Here is a 14,954-nt window from a genome sequence, read left to right as displayed (position 1 = left end):
ATGATGAAAACCAAACCCGCGATTTACCCTGCATTATTATTAGCGCTACTTGTTACTGGCTGTGCGGTGGGGCCTGACTATCAGCGCCCGTCGGCGGCGGTGCCGACCCACTACAAACACGCGGCGGGCTGGCGCGAAGCCACGCCGCAGGATGATCAGAGTAAAGGTGAGTGGTGGGCGGTTTATCAGGATGCAACCCTGTCGAATTTGCTGAGTCAGGTGCAAATCTCCAATCAGAATGTGGCGCAGTATGAAGCGCAATACCGCCAGGCGGTAGCGTTAGCGGCGGAGTCACGCGCCGATCTGCTGCCCACCGTGAGCGGCACCGCCAGTTCCACCCGCAGCGGCAGCCGTAGCACTACCACCAGCGGTGGCAGTCAGCGCAGCGTCAGCAACAGCCATTCGTTACAGGCCAGCGCCAGCTGGGAGCTGGACGTATGGGGCAAACTGCGCCGCACGCTGGAGGAGAATCGCGCCAGCGCCGATGCCAGCGCTGCCGAGTTAGCCAATATCACCCTCAGCGCCCAGTCGACGCTGGCGCAGGACTACTTCCAGTTGCGGGTGATGGATCAGCAGATTGCGCTGTATCAGCAGAGCGTCACCGCTTATCAGCGCTATTTGCAGGTGATTGAGAATAAATACCAGGCTGGCGCCGAGTCGCGCGGCACGCTGGCGCAGGCACAGACCCAGCTGGAGAGCGCCCGTGCTTCGGCGCTTGATCTCAGCTGGCAACGTGCGCAACTGGAAAATGCCATCGCCATGCTGATCGGTAAAACCCCGGCGGAATTCAGCCTGCCGGTGGCGCCGCTGACCGCCAAAATCCCGACGATCCCCGCTGCTCTGCCGTCGCAACTGTTGCAGCGCCGGCCGGATATCGCGTATGCCGAACGCAATGTGGCAGCGGCTAATGCTGCCGTCGGCGTAGCGATTGCCGGTTACTATCCTGACCTCACCCTTAGCGCCAGCGGCGGTTTCAGCGGCTCAGTACTGCATAATCTGGTTTCGCTGCCCAATCGCGCCTGGTCACTGGGGCCAGAGCTGAGCGGAACGCTGCTGGATTTTGGCGCGACCTCCGCCAAAGTCGGGCAGGCGCGCGCCTCGTATGACGCCAGCGTCGCCAGCTATCGCCAGGCGGTTCTGGAAGGTTTCCAGGAAGTGGAAAACTATCTGGTCGAGCTGAATACCCTGCAAATTGAAGTGCAGGCGCAGCAGCGCGCTGCCGATGCAGCGAAAGAGTCGGCGCGCGTTACCTATAACCAGTATCAGGCCGGGATGATCGATTATCTTGATGTGGCCAGCACCGAAAATACCAGTCTGAGCCAGCAACAGAGTCTGCTGTCAGTGCAAAGCACCCAGTGGGTTACCAGCGTTGAACTGATTGCGGCGCTGGGTGGCGGCTGGCATCAGTAACTTTAATCGCTGAATAATTTCTCTGTTTTGACTTATCGCGCATTGAGTTACGTCGCCATATCCTGCATCGTGATACGCAATATTTATTGCTGCTAAGGAGTTGGCATGCTGTTCTCGTTTTTCCGCTTTGTATTCCGCCTGATGTACCGTGCTGAACTGCGCGGGGATATCGCTGCGCTGTACAAAGAGCGGGTGCTGATTACGCCAAACCATATGTCGTTTCTCGATGGCGTGTTGCTGGCGGTTTTTCTGCCTGTTAAGCCAGTATTCGCGATTTACTCCACGGTCAGTGAGAAGTGGTATATGCGCTGGCTGAAGAAGGTGATCGATTTTGTGCCGCTTGATCCCACCAAGCCGATGGCGGTTAAACATCTGGTGCGGATGATTGGTCAGGGACGCCCGGTGGTGATTTTCCCTGAAGGGCGTATTACGGTGACCAGTTCACTGATGAAAATTTACAGCGGCGCCGGTTTTGTCGCCGCAAAATCGCAGGCGACTGTGGTGCCGCTGCGTATCGAAGGGGCGGAGTATACGCCGTTCGGCCGACTTGGCGGCGTGTTTAAGCGTCGTCTGTTCCCGCGTATTACTCTGACGGTGCTGCCCGCCACCTCGATTCCGATGCCCGATGCCCCGCGCGCTCGCGAGCGCCGTATTCTGGCCGGTGAGCATCTGCATCATGTGATGATGGAAGCGCGTATGGCGGTGCGTCCGCGTGAAACCCTTTACCAGGCGTTTCTCAGTGCGCGTACCCGCTATGGCTACTTTAAAAACTGCATTGAAGATATCAACTTTAAGCCGGACAGCTACACCGGCCTGCTAAAGAAAGCGCTGGGCGTTGGCCGTATCCTCGAACGCTATACACAGCCGGGTGAATATATTGGCCTGTTGCTGCCGAATGCCACAGTGACCGCCGCCGCGATTCTCGGTGCATCGATGCGGGGCCGTATTCCGGCGATGCTGAACTATACCGCAGGCGTGCAGGGCGTCAGCAGCGCGCTGAAAGCCGCTGAAGTCAGGACGGTGTTTACCTCACGCCAGTTCCTTGAGAAGGGCAAATTGCAGCATCTGCCGGAAGGCATTACGCAGGTTAAATGGATCTTCCTTGAGGATCTGAAAGATACTGTGACGCTGCAGGATAAGTTATGGATCCTCAGCCACCTGCTGTTGCCGCGCCGCGCGATGCTGCCACAGCAGCCGGAAGATGCGGCAATGGTGCTGTTTACCTCCGGTTCGGAAGGAAATCCGAAAGGGGTGGTGCACTCACATAAAAGCCTGCTGGCAAACGTTGAACAGATCCGTACGGTTGCTGATTTCACCCCGCGCGACCGCTTTATGGCCGCGCTGCCGCTGTTCCATGCTTTTGGTCTTACCGTCGGCATGTTTGCGCCATTAATGACCGGCGCCGAAGTGTTTCTCTATCCCAGCCCGCTGCACTACCGCATTGTGCCGGAGCTGGTGTATGACCGTAACTGCACCGTATTGTTTGGCACCTCGACCTTCCTCGGTAACTATGCACGCTTTGCCAATCCGTATGATTTTGCCCGCCTGCGTTATGTGGTGGCCGGAGCGGAAAAACTGCAGGAAAACACCCGTCAGCTGTGGCAGGACCGTTTTGGCATCCGTATTCTGGAAGGTTATGGCGTCACCGAGTGCGCACCGGTGGTGGCGATTAACGTGCCGATGGCGGCGCGGCCGCATAGCGTTGGTCGTATTTTACCGGCGATGGATTCACGTCTGATTGCGGTACCGGGTATTGAGCAGGGCGGACAGCTGCAGCTGCGCGGACCGAATATTATGAAAGGCTATCTGCGCGTTGAGCGTCCGGGCTTCCTTGAGACGCCGCAGGCCGATAATGGCGAAGGGCAGATGGAAGCGGGCTGGTACGATACCGGTGATATCGTCAGCTTTGACGAACACGGTTTCTGCCAGATTCAGGGACGGGTAAAACGCTTTGCGAAAATTGCCGGTGAGATGGTGTCGCTGGAGGCAGTGGAACAAATTGCGTTAAAAGCCTCGCCTGAGAAGCTGCATGCCGCCTCGATGAAAGCCGACGGCAATCGCGGCGAAGCGCTGGTGCTGTTTACCACCGACAGCGAACTGACGCGTGAACAGCTGCAACGTGCCGCCCGTGAGATGGGTAGCCCGGAACTGGCGGTGCCACGTGATATTCGCTGTATGAAACAGTTACCGCAGCTCGGCAGCGGTAAACCAGATTTTGTTACCCTGCGTAAAATGGCAGAAGAAGAGGCGCAAGACGCATGAGCAATACTCTGACCGACGAACAACCGCTGCTGTCGCGAGGCATGATGGCGGTGATCGCCGCCCAGTTTCTCTCGGCGTTTGGCGATAACGCGCTGCTGTTCGCCACGCTGGCGGTGATTAAAAATCAGCTCTATCCGGACTGGAGTCAGCCGGTATTGCAGATGGTGTTTGTCGCCACCTATATCATCCTTGCGCCTTTTGTCGGCCAGATTGCCGACAGCTTTGCCAAAGGACGGGTGATGATGTTTGCCAACGGCCTGAAATTACTGGGCGCGCTGGTGATCTGTTTTGGTCTCAATCCGTTTCTTGGCTATGCGCTGGTGGGTGTCGGCGCGGCGGCTTACTCGCCTGCCAAGTATGGCATTCTGAGCGAGATCACCAGTGGCGAAAAACTGGTGAAGGCCAACGGTCTGATGGAGGCTTCCACCATTGCCGCTATTCTGCTGGGATCGGTAGCGGGCGGGGTATTAGCTGACTGGAACCTGCTGGCGGCGCTGATTGCCTGTGTGCTGGCCTACGGGCTGGCGGTGGCGGCTAATCTGCTGATCCCGAAACTGGCGGCGGCGCGCGCCGGGCAGAGCTGGCATCCGTTAAGTATGTCGCGCAGTTTCTTCCATGCCTGCCGGGTGTTATGGCGCAACGGCGAAACCCGTTTCTCGCTGGTCGGCACCAGCCTGTTCTGGGGCGCCGGGGTGACGCTGCGTTTTCTGCTGGTGTTGTGGGTGCCGGTGGCGCTGGGTATTACCGATCTCAGCACCCCGACCCAGTTGAATGCGATGGTAGCGATCGGTATTGTGTTTGGCGCCGTCGCAGCAGCGAAACTGGTGACATTAAAAACCGTCGGACGCTGTATGCCGGCCGGAGTGCTGATTGGTGTGGCAGTGGTGATTTTTGCCGTGCAGCACAGCCTGCTGAATGCGTATCTGCTGCTGGTGATTATTGGTATTCTCGGCGGCTTCTTTGTGGTGCCGCTGAATGCGCTGCTGCAGGAGCGCGGTAAAGCGACGGTGGGTGCCGGTAATGCGATCGCGGTGCAGAACCTCGGCGAGAACAGCGCAATGCTGATTATGCTGGGGCTTTATTCGCTGGCGATTAAGCTGGGCGCACCGCCGGTCGCCGCCGGTATCGGTTTTGGCGCGCTGTTTGCGCTGGCGATTGCGGTGCTGTGGGGCTGGCAGTTAGCGCAGAAGCGAAAAGTGGTTTAATGGTTTGGGCGGCGAGAACGCTGCCCCTGGATAAGCTCACCGTTTCATTTAGGGGCGGCGTTCTCGCCGCCCGTGTCGATGATTTAAGCGGGACCGCCGCCCGTTTTAATGCGCTATCAGGGCGCCGGATAGGTATAACGACGATGAATCGTTTCCAGCCCCTGCATCACCTCTTCATCCAGCGTCAGGTTAAAGCTGTCGATATTGATCTTCAGCTGCTCCAGTGTGGTGGCGCCTAACAGCGTACTGGCGACAAAAGGTTGCTGACGCACAAAGGCCAGCGCCATCTGTGATGGATCAAGATTATGCTTAGTGGCTAGCGCCACATACTCGGCAATCGCCTGCTGCGACTGCTCGCCACTGTAGCGGGTAAAACGGCTAAACAGCGTATTACGCGCGCCAGCTGGCTTCGCGCCATTCAGATACTTACCGCTCAGCGTACCAAACGCCAGGCTTGAATAGGCCAGCAGTTCAACGCCTTCATGCTGGCTAATCTCCGCCAGATTTACTTCAAAACTGCGGTTCAGCAGACTGTAGGGGTTCTGAATGGTGACGATGCGCGGCAGCTCATGCTTTTCCGCCAGTTGCAGGTAGCGCATTACGCCCCATGCGGTTTCGTTAGACACGCCGATATAACGAATTTTACCGGCGCGTACCTGCTCGTTCAGCGCCTCAAGGGTTTCCAGCAGCGTAACCGGTACACTGGCGTCGCTGTATTCATATCCCAGCTTGCCAAAGTAGTTGGCCGGACGCTGTGGCCAGTGCAGCTGGTACAGATCGAGATAGTCGGTATTCAGACGCTTTAATGAAGCGTCCAGCGCTTCACGGATATTTTTACGATCCAGCGCCTGCTGCGGACGAATCGAGGCATCATTGCCGCGTGACGGTCCGGCGACTTTCGAGGCCAGCACGATTTTATCGCGGTTGCCGCGTGCCTTGATCCAGCTACCAATATAGCTTTCGGTTAATCCCTGGGTTTCCGGGCGCGGTGGCACCGGGTACATCTCAGCAGTATCAATCAGATTGATACCGGAACTTAATGCCAAATCCAGTTGAGCATGGGCGTCGGCTTCGCTATTTTGCTCACCAAACGTCATGGTTCCTAACCCCAGCGTGCTGACTTCCAGTGTGCTATGGGGGATACGGTGATATTGCATTTGCCGGCTTCCTTTTTTCATTATGGAAAGGTTAAATCCTGTTGCAGCTTTTTTGACTATAACCCGCGCTGGCGCAGAGGGGGAAGAGGGGATTTAACGGGAAATGCGCAGGTTAAGCCCGCCGCATCTCTGTAAAGAGAGCAGCAGGTAAAATTCAGGAGGATTAACGCTCGATGATGGTAGAGACTTCGTCACCGTTGATCTGCAACTCATGGCCCGACTGGTCGACATATTTTACCAGCCCGGTATCTTTATCGATCACCGGTTTGCCATCGGTCATTATCATATTGCCATCTTTGGTCGCCATCACATAATCACTGCTACAACCACTTACCAGTAGCGCTGCTGCCATTGCGGCTGCACTTAACATCCACTTCATCCATGCTCTCCCTCAGTTTTCTCTTCAGTTTACCAGTGTAGTAATAAACCATTCACCGCGGGGCGTTAATCGCATGATTCTGAATTGTAATGGCGAGCACAACTCGCCATTGACAGAGATTACAGCGGTTTCTTCCGGCTACGCATCAGGTTAAGGCTCTCTACCGCCATTGAGAAGAACATGGCGAAATAAATGTAACCTTTTGGTACATGAACGTTAAAGCTCTCCAGAATCAGGGTAAAACCGACCAGAATCAGGAACGCCAGTGCCAGCATTTTCACCGATGGATGGCGATCAACAAACTCACCGACCGCTCGGGCGGCAAACATCATGACGCCCACCGCAATCACGACCGCAGCCATCATAATAAACAGATGGTCAGAGAGACCGACGGCAGTAATCACCGAGTCGAGGCTGAAAATAATATCCAGCAGCATAATCTGCACGATGGCGCCAAAGAAGGAGTGCACATTGGTATTATTTTCGCTTTCACCGCCCTCAATAGTTTCGTGGATCTCCATACTGGATTTCCATAGCAGGAACAGGCCACCAAACAGCAGGATCAGATCGCGCGTTGAGAAGGCATGATCCATCAGGGTGAACAGCGGGGTGGTCAGACGAATAACCCAGGCTATCGACGCCAGCAATCCTAAGCGCATCAGCATCGCGCCGGCCAGACCCAGGCGGCGGGCTTTGTTCTGTTGATGCTTCGGCAGCTTAGCGACTACCAGCGAAAGGAAGATAATATTATCAATACCAAGAACGATTTCCAGAATGGTTAGCGTTCCGAGAGCCAACCAGGCATTGGGGTCTGCAATCCAGTCAAACATTGTGCCAGTGCATCCTAAACGAAAGTTAAACGGCGATTATACCGATGATTGACAGCGGCGGGAAAATTTTAAAGCAAAAAGTGCCGTGCCAGCAGTGCGCCGGTAAAGGTTTTCTTCAGATAAAAGCCGCGCGGCAGGGTCATAATCGGCTGACCGTTTTCACCGATCCCTTCAGTTAGTGCTTTGCTGTTGGCCGCTTTCGGGCGGATTTGCAGTACTTCGCCATGGCGGGCGGTGATGCGATCCACCTGACCGAGCACAATCATATCCATTAATTCTTCCCAGTCGCGTCGCAGCTGATCCTCTTCGGCGGCGCCCGGGCTCCACAGCAGCGGCGCACCGACGCGGCGTTCAGCCAGCGGAATGGCGCGATCGCCCTCAACCGGGATCCATAACACCCGCGCCAGCTTGTGGCGTACATGACTGTTCTGCCAGGTTACGCCGCTATTACCCGTCAGCGGCGCGACACAGACAAAGGTGGTCTCCAGTGGTCGTCCCAGACTGTCTACCGGAATGGTTTTCAGTTCGATACCAATGGCGGCAAAGTCCTGTTCAGGCTTACTGCCGGCGCTGGCGCCAAGATGAATCTCCAGCAGGGTGCCGACCCAGCCTTTATCCCGTTTGAGATCCGCCGGTATCGGCAGCTGCGCTTTCAGGGCCAGTTCTGCCAGCGTAAAACCCGCCAGCGCCTGTGCGCGCGCCAGTAAGGTGGCTTCATCTTCCGGCGGAAGAACAGACGGGAAATCAACAGCCATGACAATTCCTGCAGTGGAGGTTAAAAAACAATCAGTTATGGCGCATAACAAAGCACGCGCCCAATCTATTGTGTAAAACAGCAATAATAGCATGATTACTCATGCTTTTTTACCCTGCACGCCTGCGGCCGTTTTTTGCCATATGGCGGGTTTTCCCATGTTGTCATCAACAATGAACAGGTTCTACCCCCCGGTTATCCACAGAAATGTGGGATAAGTCGCTTTTTAAAAGAATACTGTTTTGATTTACAGCCTTGACGACCCGCTTTTTTACGCGATCAGTACATTTTGTGCGTAACTTATTGGCATAATCTGTGGATAAAAAGCTCAGCGTTCGATCTTTCACCAGTTGCGAAAGCAGGGCTATTTAGTGGCGCTAAACAGCCCGCTTTATCCTGTGATCAACCTTATCATCAGATTGATTCATATAGGTTAATTCCTAAGATTAAAAGTCGCTATCCCATCGTTGCAAAAAGTTTTACCCGGTTATGTACCGAGTTCTGCACAAAGCTATCCACAGAAAACGTGAATAAGATCGCCATTTTTTGGCAACTCCTGTTTATAACTTTGCTGATATCTGTGAGTTATCCCATTGTTATCCGATGTTCACAGCCGCAACCAGTGGTTTACCGTCTGTAAGGAGTATGAAACAATCAGAACATCCGAGTATTAGTTTTGAGGTAGTCCGGTGATCGATGATGATGGCTACCGCCCGAATGTTGGTATCGTAATCTGTAATAAGCAGGGACAAGTGTTGTGGGCCAGGCGTTATGGGCAACACTCCTGGCAGTTTCCTCAGGGAGGGATTAATCCTGGCGAGACTGCGGAACAGGCGATGTACCGCGAACTTTTCGAAGAAGTTGGTTTACACCGGAAAGACGTCCGTATTCTTGCTTCTACCCGTAACTGGTTACGTTATAAGTTGCCAAAACGTTTGGTGCGTTGGGACACAAAGCCGGTTTGTATCGGCCAGAAACAAAAGTGGTTTCTTCTGCAGTTGATGTGTAATGACGCGGATATCAATATGCAAACCAGCAGCACGCCAGAGTTCGATGGCTGGCGCTGGGTGAGCTTCTGGTATCCGGTGCGCCAGGTGGTTTCTTTTAAACGTGATGTTTACCGCCGCGTTATGAAAGAGTTTTCTGGTGTGGTAATGCCGTTGCAGGAGAGTTCTGTGCAGCGCAATGCGCCTGCTTATCGACGGAAAAGAGGTTAAGCCACGCAGATTATGCTCACTCAGTTGCGCGATATTGTTGAGAAAGTGGCGGGCGCTCCGCGCTTAAATGAGTCGCTGGAGATTCTGGTTAACGAGATTTGCCTGGCGATGGATATTGAAGTCTGCTCGGTTTATCTCGCTGACCACGATCGCCAATGCTACTACCTGATGGCGACGCGCGGGCTGAAAAAGCCGCGTGGTCGGACGATTACGCTTGCGTTTGATGAGGGGATCGTCGGGCTGGTTGGCCGTCTGGCTGAGCCGATTAACCTCGCGGATGCGCAAAAGCACCCGAGCTTTAAATATGTGCCGGCAGTTAAGGAGGAACGTTTCCGCTCCTTCCTTGGCGTGCCGATTATCACCCGGCGCCAGCTGCTCGGCGTGCTGGTGGTGCAGCAGCGTGAACATCGCCAGTTCGATGAGAGCGAAGAGTCTTTCCTTGTTACCCTTGCCACCCAGATGGCAACCCTCCTTTCCCAGTCGCAACTTCATCAGCTTTTCGGCCAGTTCCGGCAGACGCGCATCCGTGCGCTGGCTGCGGCGCCAGGCGTGGCGGTGGCGCGGGGCTGGCTTGATACCACGCAACCCTCGCTCGATCAGGTCTCCGCCGCATCGACGCTGGACAGTCAGCGCGAACGCGAACGTCTGTTGCTGGCGATGGGGGAAGCCTCGAATGAGTTTCGTCGCTTCAGTAAACGTTTTACCGCCAGCGTGCAGAAAGAGAGTGCGGCGATCTTTGATCTCTATTCGCACCTGCTCAGCGATGCGCGGCTGAAAAACGATCTGTTTGCCGAAATTGATGCCGGTTCGGTGGCGGAGTGGGCAGTGAAAACCGTAATTGAGAAATTCGCCGCGCAATTTGCCAGCCTGCAGGATAACTATCTGCGCGAACGCGCCGGTGACCTGCGCGTGCTGGGGCAGCGCCTGCTGTTCCACCTCGACGATACTTTACAGGGCACCAATGCCTGGCCGGAACGCTTTGTGCTGGTGGCCGATGAGTTAACCGCCACTACGCTGGCGGAGCTGCCGCAGGATCGTCTGGCTGGCGTGGTGGTGCGCGATGGCGCCGCCAACTCCCACGCCGCCATTCTGGCGCGCGCCATGGGCATCCCGACGGTGATGGGCGCCGATATTCAGCCAGAGCTGCTGAATAAACGCTTACTGATTGTCGATGGATATCGCGGCGAACTGCTGGTCGATCCCGAGCCGGTGCTGGTGCAGGAGTATCAGCGCCTGATCAGCGAAGAGAACGAGCTGAGCAAGATGGCAGAAGATCTTGTTGAGCTGCAGGGCGCATTAAAAAGCGGTGAGCGCGTGCAGGTGATGCTGAATGCCGGTCTGAGCGCTGAACATGAACAGGCGCTGGGCAGTTGGGTGGATGGCGTCGGGCTGTATCGTACCGAAATCCCGTTTATGCTGCACAGCGGCTTTCCTTCGGAAGAGGAGCAGGTGGCGCAGTATCAGGGCATGCTGCAACTGTTCCTTAATAAGCCGGTCACGCTGCGTACACTGGATATCGGCGCGGATAAACAGCTGCCGTATATGCCGATCAGTGAGGAGAATCCCTGCCTCGGCTGGCGTGGTATCCGTCTGACGCTCGATCAGCCGGAGATCTTCCTGGTGCAGGTGCGGGCGATGCTGCGGGCTAACGCGGCGACCGGCAATCTGAGCATTCTGTTGCCGATGATCACCAGCATTGATGAGATCGATGATGCGAAACGCCTGATCGACCGTGCGGGACGCGAAGTTGAAGAGATGCTGGGCTACGTTATCCCGCAACCGCGTATCGGCATAATGATTGAAGTGCCGTCGATGCTGTTTCTGATCCCGCATCTGGCCGGACGCGTCGATTTTGTTTCGGTCGGCACCAACGATTTAACCCAGTATCTGCTGGCCGTCGATCGCAACAATACCCGGGTGGCGAACCTGTATGACAGCCTGCATCCGGCGATGCTGCATGCCTTGCGGGGCATCGCTATCGAGGCGGAGCGCGCGGGCATTGAACTCTGTCTGTGCGGTGAGATGGCGGGCGACCCGATGTGCGTGGTACTGCTGGTTGGCCTCGGCTATCACCATCTCAGCATGAACGGGCGTAATGTGGCGCGGGTCAAATATCTGCTCAGCCATATCGATCGCGAAGAGGCGGAGACGCTGGCGCAGAACAGTCTGCTGGCGCATACCGCCGGTGGCGTTCGCCAGCAGGTCGCCGCTTTTATGGAGCAGCGTGGGCTGGGCGGATTGATTCGCGGCGGACGTTAAGCACTGACGGTAAAAGGCTTTATTAAAGTTTACACGTTCTGGCCCCCGCATTAATTCGGGCTGTGATATGATTCGCAGCCTTAATTATCCGTGATTTATGGCTGCCTGGTGGCAGGCACATCGCGGAGAAGCGCCTTTTGCGCACGGGTTTAATCATTCAGCCGCCCACCGTTCGGGGCAAAAATTTATGGTGAAAGATGAATAACGGCTACCTGGCTTTCCCTCAATTCGACCCGGTGATCTTCTCTGTCGGGCCGGTTTCCCTTCACTGGTACGGCTTAATGTATCTGGTGGGTTTTGTCTTTGCCATGTGGCTGGCAGTGCGCCGGGCCAACAAACCGGGCAGCGGCTGGACCAAAGATGAAGTTGAAAACCTGCTGTATGCCGGTTTCCTCGGCGTGTTCCTCGGTGGTCGTATCGGTTACGTGTTGTTCTACAACATGCCGCTGTTCCTCGATAATCCGCTGTACCTGTTTAAAGTCTGGGATGGCGGCATGTCGTTCCACGGCGGTTTGCTGGGTGTGATCGGCGTGATGCTGTGGTTTGCGCACCGTACCAAACGTAACTTCTTCCAGGTTTCGGACTTTATCGCGCCGCTGATCCCGTTTGGCCTCGGCGCAGGTCGTCTGGGTAACTTTATTAATGGTGAACTGTGGGGCCGTGTGGCGCCGGATCTGCCATGGGCAATGCTGTTCCCCGGTTCGCGTGGCGAAGACGTGGCGCTGGCGGCAACCCATCCTGAGTGGCAGTCGCTGCTGGCGACTTACGGTGTGCTGCCGCGTCATCCGTCGCAGGTTTACGAACTGCTGCTGGAAGGGATTGTGCTGTTTATCATTCTTAACCTGTTTATTCGTAAGTCACGCCCGATTGGAGCGGTCTCCGGCCTGTTCCTGATTGGTTATGGCGCTTTCCGTATCTTTATTGAGTTCTTCCGCCAGCCGGACGCGCAGCTTGGCCTGTTCGATGGTGTGATTAGCATGGGTCAGATTCTGTCGGTGCCGATGATTCTGGCCGGTGTGATAATGATGATTTGGGCGTACCGTCGTCGCCCGCAGCAACAAATTTCGTGAGGAAAAATGAAACAGTATCTGGATTTAATGCAGAAAGTGCTCGCTGAGGGCACAGCGAAAAACGATCGTACCGGAACCGGCACGCTGTCGATTTTTGGCCATCAGATGCGTTTCAACCTGCAGGAAGGTTTTCCGCTGGTCACCACCAAGCGCTGCCATCTGCGCTCAATTATCCATGAGCTGCTGTGGTTTTTGCAGGGGGATACCAATACCGCTTACCTGAAAGAGAATAAAGTCTCTATCTGGGATGAGTGGGCGGATGAGAACGGTGATTTAGGGCCGGTATACGGTAAGCAGTGGCGCAGCTGGGGCGCGGCGGACGGCCGTCAGATTGACCAGATCAGCAAAGTGCTGGAACAGCTGAAGCAGGACCCGGACTCCCGCCGTATTATCGTCTCGTCGTGGAACGTCGGTGAACTGGATCAGATGGCGCTGGCGCCGTGCCATGCGTTCTTCCAGTTCTATGTTGCCGATGGCAAGCTCTCCTGCCAGTTGTATCAGCGCTCCTGCGACGTGTTCCTCGGCCTGCCATTTAATATCGCCAGCTATGCGCTGCTGGTGCATATGGTCGCGCAGCAGTGCGATCTGGCCGTTGGTGATTTTGTCTGGACCGGTGGTGATACCCATCTCTACAGCAACCATCTGGAACAGACCGATCTGCAGCTGTCACGTGAACCGCGTCCGTTGCCGAAGTTAGTGATTAAACGTAAGCCAGCATCGATTTTTGATTACCGTTTTGAAGATTTCGAGATTGAGGGTTACGATCCTCACCCGCCAATTAAGGCGCCGGTGGCGATTTAAACGCGGTTGCGGTGGTCAGGTTGCTGACTGCCGCACGCTTTATGATAAGCCCGTGGCGTGAATGACAAAAAATGTCGGGGCAACGTGGGCATTTATTGCACACGAATTAAACCATTATCATTGTCCAGTTCATAGACACTATCGTGAAATCCTATTACAAAATATATCCTCTGTTCGGGTATTTTCTTGATGGTTAGCAACAGATTTTTTTCAATGCAGTTATCCTTGCTTTCCATATCACTAAAGCACAGCAAATCTTGTTTATAGTTCTTTTCGTAATTGAGATACCCTTTGCCGGCAGCCCACACCGAAACATCAAAGTTTCCTGACGCTGAAGGCGCGGGAATATGATATTTTTCCCGGAATTCGTCCTGATGATCTAGCCACCATTTAACTTTTGCTCTGTCAGTAAAAGGAAGATGGTCAACTATCACATAGCTAAAATCATTTTTGTAATGAACGCCGATGATGTTGACGGGACGAAGGTTCCAGAAGTAACAGGCAGCAGTTAGCAGGACACATGCTGATAAGATAGCCTTACCAGACCTTTTCATTTTTATATCCTTCAATCTCAACTTCAGTGCTGAAATCATTCATAAAAGGCTGAAAGCCAAACCTCTCATAACGTTGTAAAACAAACCATATGCGAAAAAAACGGAAATTCCGAAAAAGAGGCTTTGAAATATCGCTTTTATCCAGTCCGAAATGATCCTGCGCTTTGAAACTGACCTTTGCACGCCATAAGCTATTACCGACGTCCAGTGAGTTCACTGTGATTTCCTGTGCATGGATATCATGAATGGTAATACCCAGGCCATTAAAGTTATCAGAGAATCGTGTAAATTTGGGTAGCCGGGTTTTAGATATTTCCTCTTGCGCGTCCCGAACGAAATTTAAGGTTTCTGATATAGGTGCTCTATCGGTCCGAAGCGATTTAATGATGGCAATTTTTATCGCATTAAGGGTGTTTCTCACAGGATTCTCCTGAATGATATCTCGGTAAGCCTCATCAAGAGCATAGCTCTGGAAGGATGTCCCTTTGCCAGTCTCGAAGTGCGCGATCATTTTTGCTATCAGATGGGCATATCTGCCACTGGCGAAAAATGTCGACAGCTCTCTCATTTCATCAAAAAGGATACGCGCACACTCAGACTGGGATATTTTCCTGCCACTAGTTTGTGCTCCAGTCATCACCGAACCCAGTGAACCGAATCCCCTTGCAGGGAGCATGAGCGGCTGCTGATAAATTGTCAGTGTATATGGATCAACTCTGGCTGATATGTCTGTAAGTTTAAGGTCACGCAGCTGCTGCTCTGATAAATCTCCATACTGCATATCGTCTGCTGCATGATCGCCAAAAATTTTCTGGGTAGAGAAAACCTGACATGGGATAGATATGGCCATTTGCAATATTCCTTATTTTAAATGTCCTTTAATCCGATGAAACATATTCACAAAATTCTGACCTGTAAAGTCACTGCACTAAAGATGAGAACTGAGTCATATACGTTCACGCTTTTGCCGTATCCGGATACAGCATATTTCAGCGGCAAAACTGGAAGCGGGATCAAAGCCGCGTGCGACAGGCTGTAAAAGAGGACGTTTTATCC

At 54.1% G+C, this 14,954-nt stretch carries 13 protein-coding genes; 7 read left to right on the top strand and 6 right to left on the bottom strand.

Annotation, left to right across the window (positions count from 1 at the left end; all coding sequences use genetic code 11):
• From N5923_RS10665 to lplT, 3 genes are all read left to right on the top strand, one after another.
• Nucleotides 1-1,410 carry an efflux transporter outer membrane subunit gene (locus N5923_RS10665; RefSeq protein ID WP_267143907.1) on the top strand — a complete coding sequence of 470 codons (1,410 nt, stop codon included), beginning with the start codon at nt 1-3 and terminating at the stop codon, nt 1,408-1,410.
• A 105-nt stretch (nt 1,411-1,515) separates the two neighbouring features.
• Nucleotides 1,516-3,672, top strand: a complete 2,157-nt coding sequence (aas, locus tag N5923_RS10660; RefSeq protein WP_267143908.1) for a bifunctional acyl-ACP--phospholipid O-acyltransferase/long-chain-fatty-acid--ACP ligase — start codon at nt 1,516-1,518, stop codon at nt 3,670-3,672.
• A complete protein-coding gene (gene lplT / locus N5923_RS10655) occupies nt 3,669-4,877 on the top strand; it encodes a lysophospholipid transporter LplT (protein ID WP_267143909.1) in 1,209 nt (402 codons plus the stop codon). The genes aas and lplT overlap by 4 nt, the downstream gene beginning before the upstream one ends.
• 116 nt (nt 4,878-4,993) lie before the next feature.
• Here lplT and N5923_RS10650 read toward each other — a convergent pair whose 3' ends face one another.
• The 4 genes from N5923_RS10650 to mutH all read right to left on the bottom strand — a co-directional run bounded on the left by N5923_RS10650 (nt 4,994) and on the right by mutH (nt 7,998).
• Nucleotides 4,994-6,034: an NADP(H)-dependent aldo-keto reductase gene (locus N5923_RS10650; protein WP_267143910.1), complete on the bottom strand. Its 1,041-nt coding sequence runs from the start codon at nt 6,032-6,034 to the stop codon at nt 4,994-4,996.
• Between the two features lie 163 nt (nt 6,035-6,197).
• Nucleotides 6,198-6,413: a YgdI/YgdR family lipoprotein gene (locus N5923_RS10645; protein ID WP_267143911.1), complete on the bottom strand. Its 216-nt coding sequence runs from the start codon at nt 6,411-6,413 to the stop codon at nt 6,198-6,200.
• Between the two features lie 119 nt (nt 6,414-6,532).
• Nucleotides 6,533-7,243: a TerC family protein gene (locus tag N5923_RS10640; protein ID WP_267143912.1), complete on the bottom strand. Its 711-nt coding sequence runs from the start codon at nt 7,241-7,243 to the stop codon at nt 6,533-6,535.
• Nucleotides 7,244-7,311: 68 nt separating this feature from the next.
• Entirely contained in the window at nt 7,312-7,998 is a 687-nt protein-coding gene (mutH, locus tag N5923_RS10635) for a DNA mismatch repair endonuclease MutH (protein ID WP_267143913.1), read from the bottom strand.
• 688 nt (nt 7,999-8,686) lie between these two features.
• On the opposite strand from mutH, the gene rppH reads away from it, so the two are divergent.
• The 4 genes from rppH (at nt 8,687) to thyA (ending at nt 13,344) form a co-directional block, all read left to right on the top strand.
• On the top strand, nt 8,687-9,214 hold the full coding sequence (gene rppH / locus N5923_RS10630; protein WP_017803569.1) for an RNA pyrophosphohydrolase: 528 nt from the start codon (nt 8,687-8,689) through the stop codon (nt 9,212-9,214).
• 12 nt (nt 9,215-9,226) lie between these two features.
• Entirely contained in the window at nt 9,227-11,473 is a 2,247-nt protein-coding gene (gene ptsP, locus N5923_RS10625; RefSeq protein ID WP_267143914.1) for a phosphoenolpyruvate--protein phosphotransferase, read from the top strand.
• A 197-nt stretch (nt 11,474-11,670) separates the two neighbouring features.
• Entirely contained in the window at nt 11,671-12,543 is an 873-nt protein-coding gene (lgt, locus tag N5923_RS10620) for a prolipoprotein diacylglyceryl transferase (RefSeq protein WP_267143915.1), read from the top strand.
• A gap of 6 nt (nt 12,544-12,549) precedes the next feature.
• Nucleotides 12,550-13,344 (top strand): thymidylate synthase, encoded by a 795-nt coding sequence (gene thyA / locus N5923_RS10615; RefSeq protein WP_267143916.1) that lies wholly within the window; start codon nt 12,550-12,552, stop codon nt 13,342-13,344.
• Between the two features lie 92 nt (nt 13,345-13,436).
• Here thyA and N5923_RS10610 read toward each other — a convergent pair whose 3' ends face one another.
• Complete coding sequence (locus tag N5923_RS10610; RefSeq protein ID WP_267143917.1) at nt 13,437-13,898, bottom strand: DUF943 family protein; 462 nt, start codon at nt 13,896-13,898, stop codon at nt 13,437-13,439.
• Nucleotides 13,882-14,748 carry a DUF3289 family protein gene (locus N5923_RS10605; RefSeq protein ID WP_267143918.1) on the bottom strand — a complete coding sequence of 289 codons (867 nt, stop codon included), beginning with the start codon at nt 14,746-14,748 and terminating at the stop codon, nt 13,882-13,884. Before N5923_RS10605 ends, N5923_RS10610 begins: the two co-directional genes overlap by 17 nt.
• Nucleotides 14,749-14,954 lie beyond the last annotated feature (206 nt).

The sequence above is a fragment of the Winslowiella arboricola genome (assembly GCF_025527015.1).
In the GTDB taxonomy this organism is placed as follows: Bacteria; Pseudomonadota; Gammaproteobacteria; order Enterobacterales; family Enterobacteriaceae; genus Erwinia; species Erwinia arboricola.
Note: the sequence above shows the minus strand (reverse complement) of the source record. Positions and strands in the feature narration are given on the sequence as shown.

What these genes read in the sequence shown, in the direction of transcription:
- N5923_RS10605 (WP_267143918.1), bottom strand. Translation starts at nt 14,748, where the DNA reads ATGGCCATATCTATCCCATGTCAGGTTTTCTCTACCCAGAAAATTTTT.
- N5923_RS10665 (WP_267143907.1), top strand. Translation starts at nt 1, where the DNA reads ATGATGAAAACCAAACCCGCGATTTACCCTGCATTATTATTAGCGCTA.
- N5923_RS10650 (WP_267143910.1), bottom strand. Translation starts at nt 6,034, where the DNA reads ATGCAATATCACCGTATCCCCCATAGCACACTGGAAGTCAGCACGCTG.
- lplT (WP_267143909.1), top strand. Translation starts at nt 3,669, where the DNA reads ATGAGCAATACTCTGACCGACGAACAACCGCTGCTGTCGCGAGGCATG.
- N5923_RS10645 (WP_267143911.1), bottom strand. Translation starts at nt 6,413, where the DNA reads ATGAAGTGGATGTTAAGTGCAGCCGCAATGGCAGCAGCGCTACTGGTA.
- N5923_RS10640 (WP_267143912.1), bottom strand. Translation starts at nt 7,243, where the DNA reads ATGTTTGACTGGATTGCAGACCCCAATGCCTGGTTGGCTCTCGGAACG.
- aas (WP_267143908.1), top strand. Translation starts at nt 1,516, where the DNA reads ATGCTGTTCTCGTTTTTCCGCTTTGTATTCCGCCTGATGTACCGTGCT.
- thyA (WP_267143916.1), top strand. Translation starts at nt 12,550, where the DNA reads ATGAAACAGTATCTGGATTTAATGCAGAAAGTGCTCGCTGAGGGCACA.
- ptsP (WP_267143914.1), top strand. Translation starts at nt 9,227, where the DNA reads ATGCTCACTCAGTTGCGCGATATTGTTGAGAAAGTGGCGGGCGCTCCG.
- lgt (WP_267143915.1), top strand. Translation starts at nt 11,671, where the DNA reads ATGAATAACGGCTACCTGGCTTTCCCTCAATTCGACCCGGTGATCTTC.
- N5923_RS10610 (WP_267143917.1), bottom strand. Translation starts at nt 13,898, where the DNA reads ATGAAAAGGTCTGGTAAGGCTATCTTATCAGCATGTGTCCTGCTAACT.
- mutH (WP_267143913.1), bottom strand. Translation starts at nt 7,998, where the DNA reads ATGGCTGTTGATTTCCCGTCTGTTCTTCCGCCGGAAGATGAAGCCACC.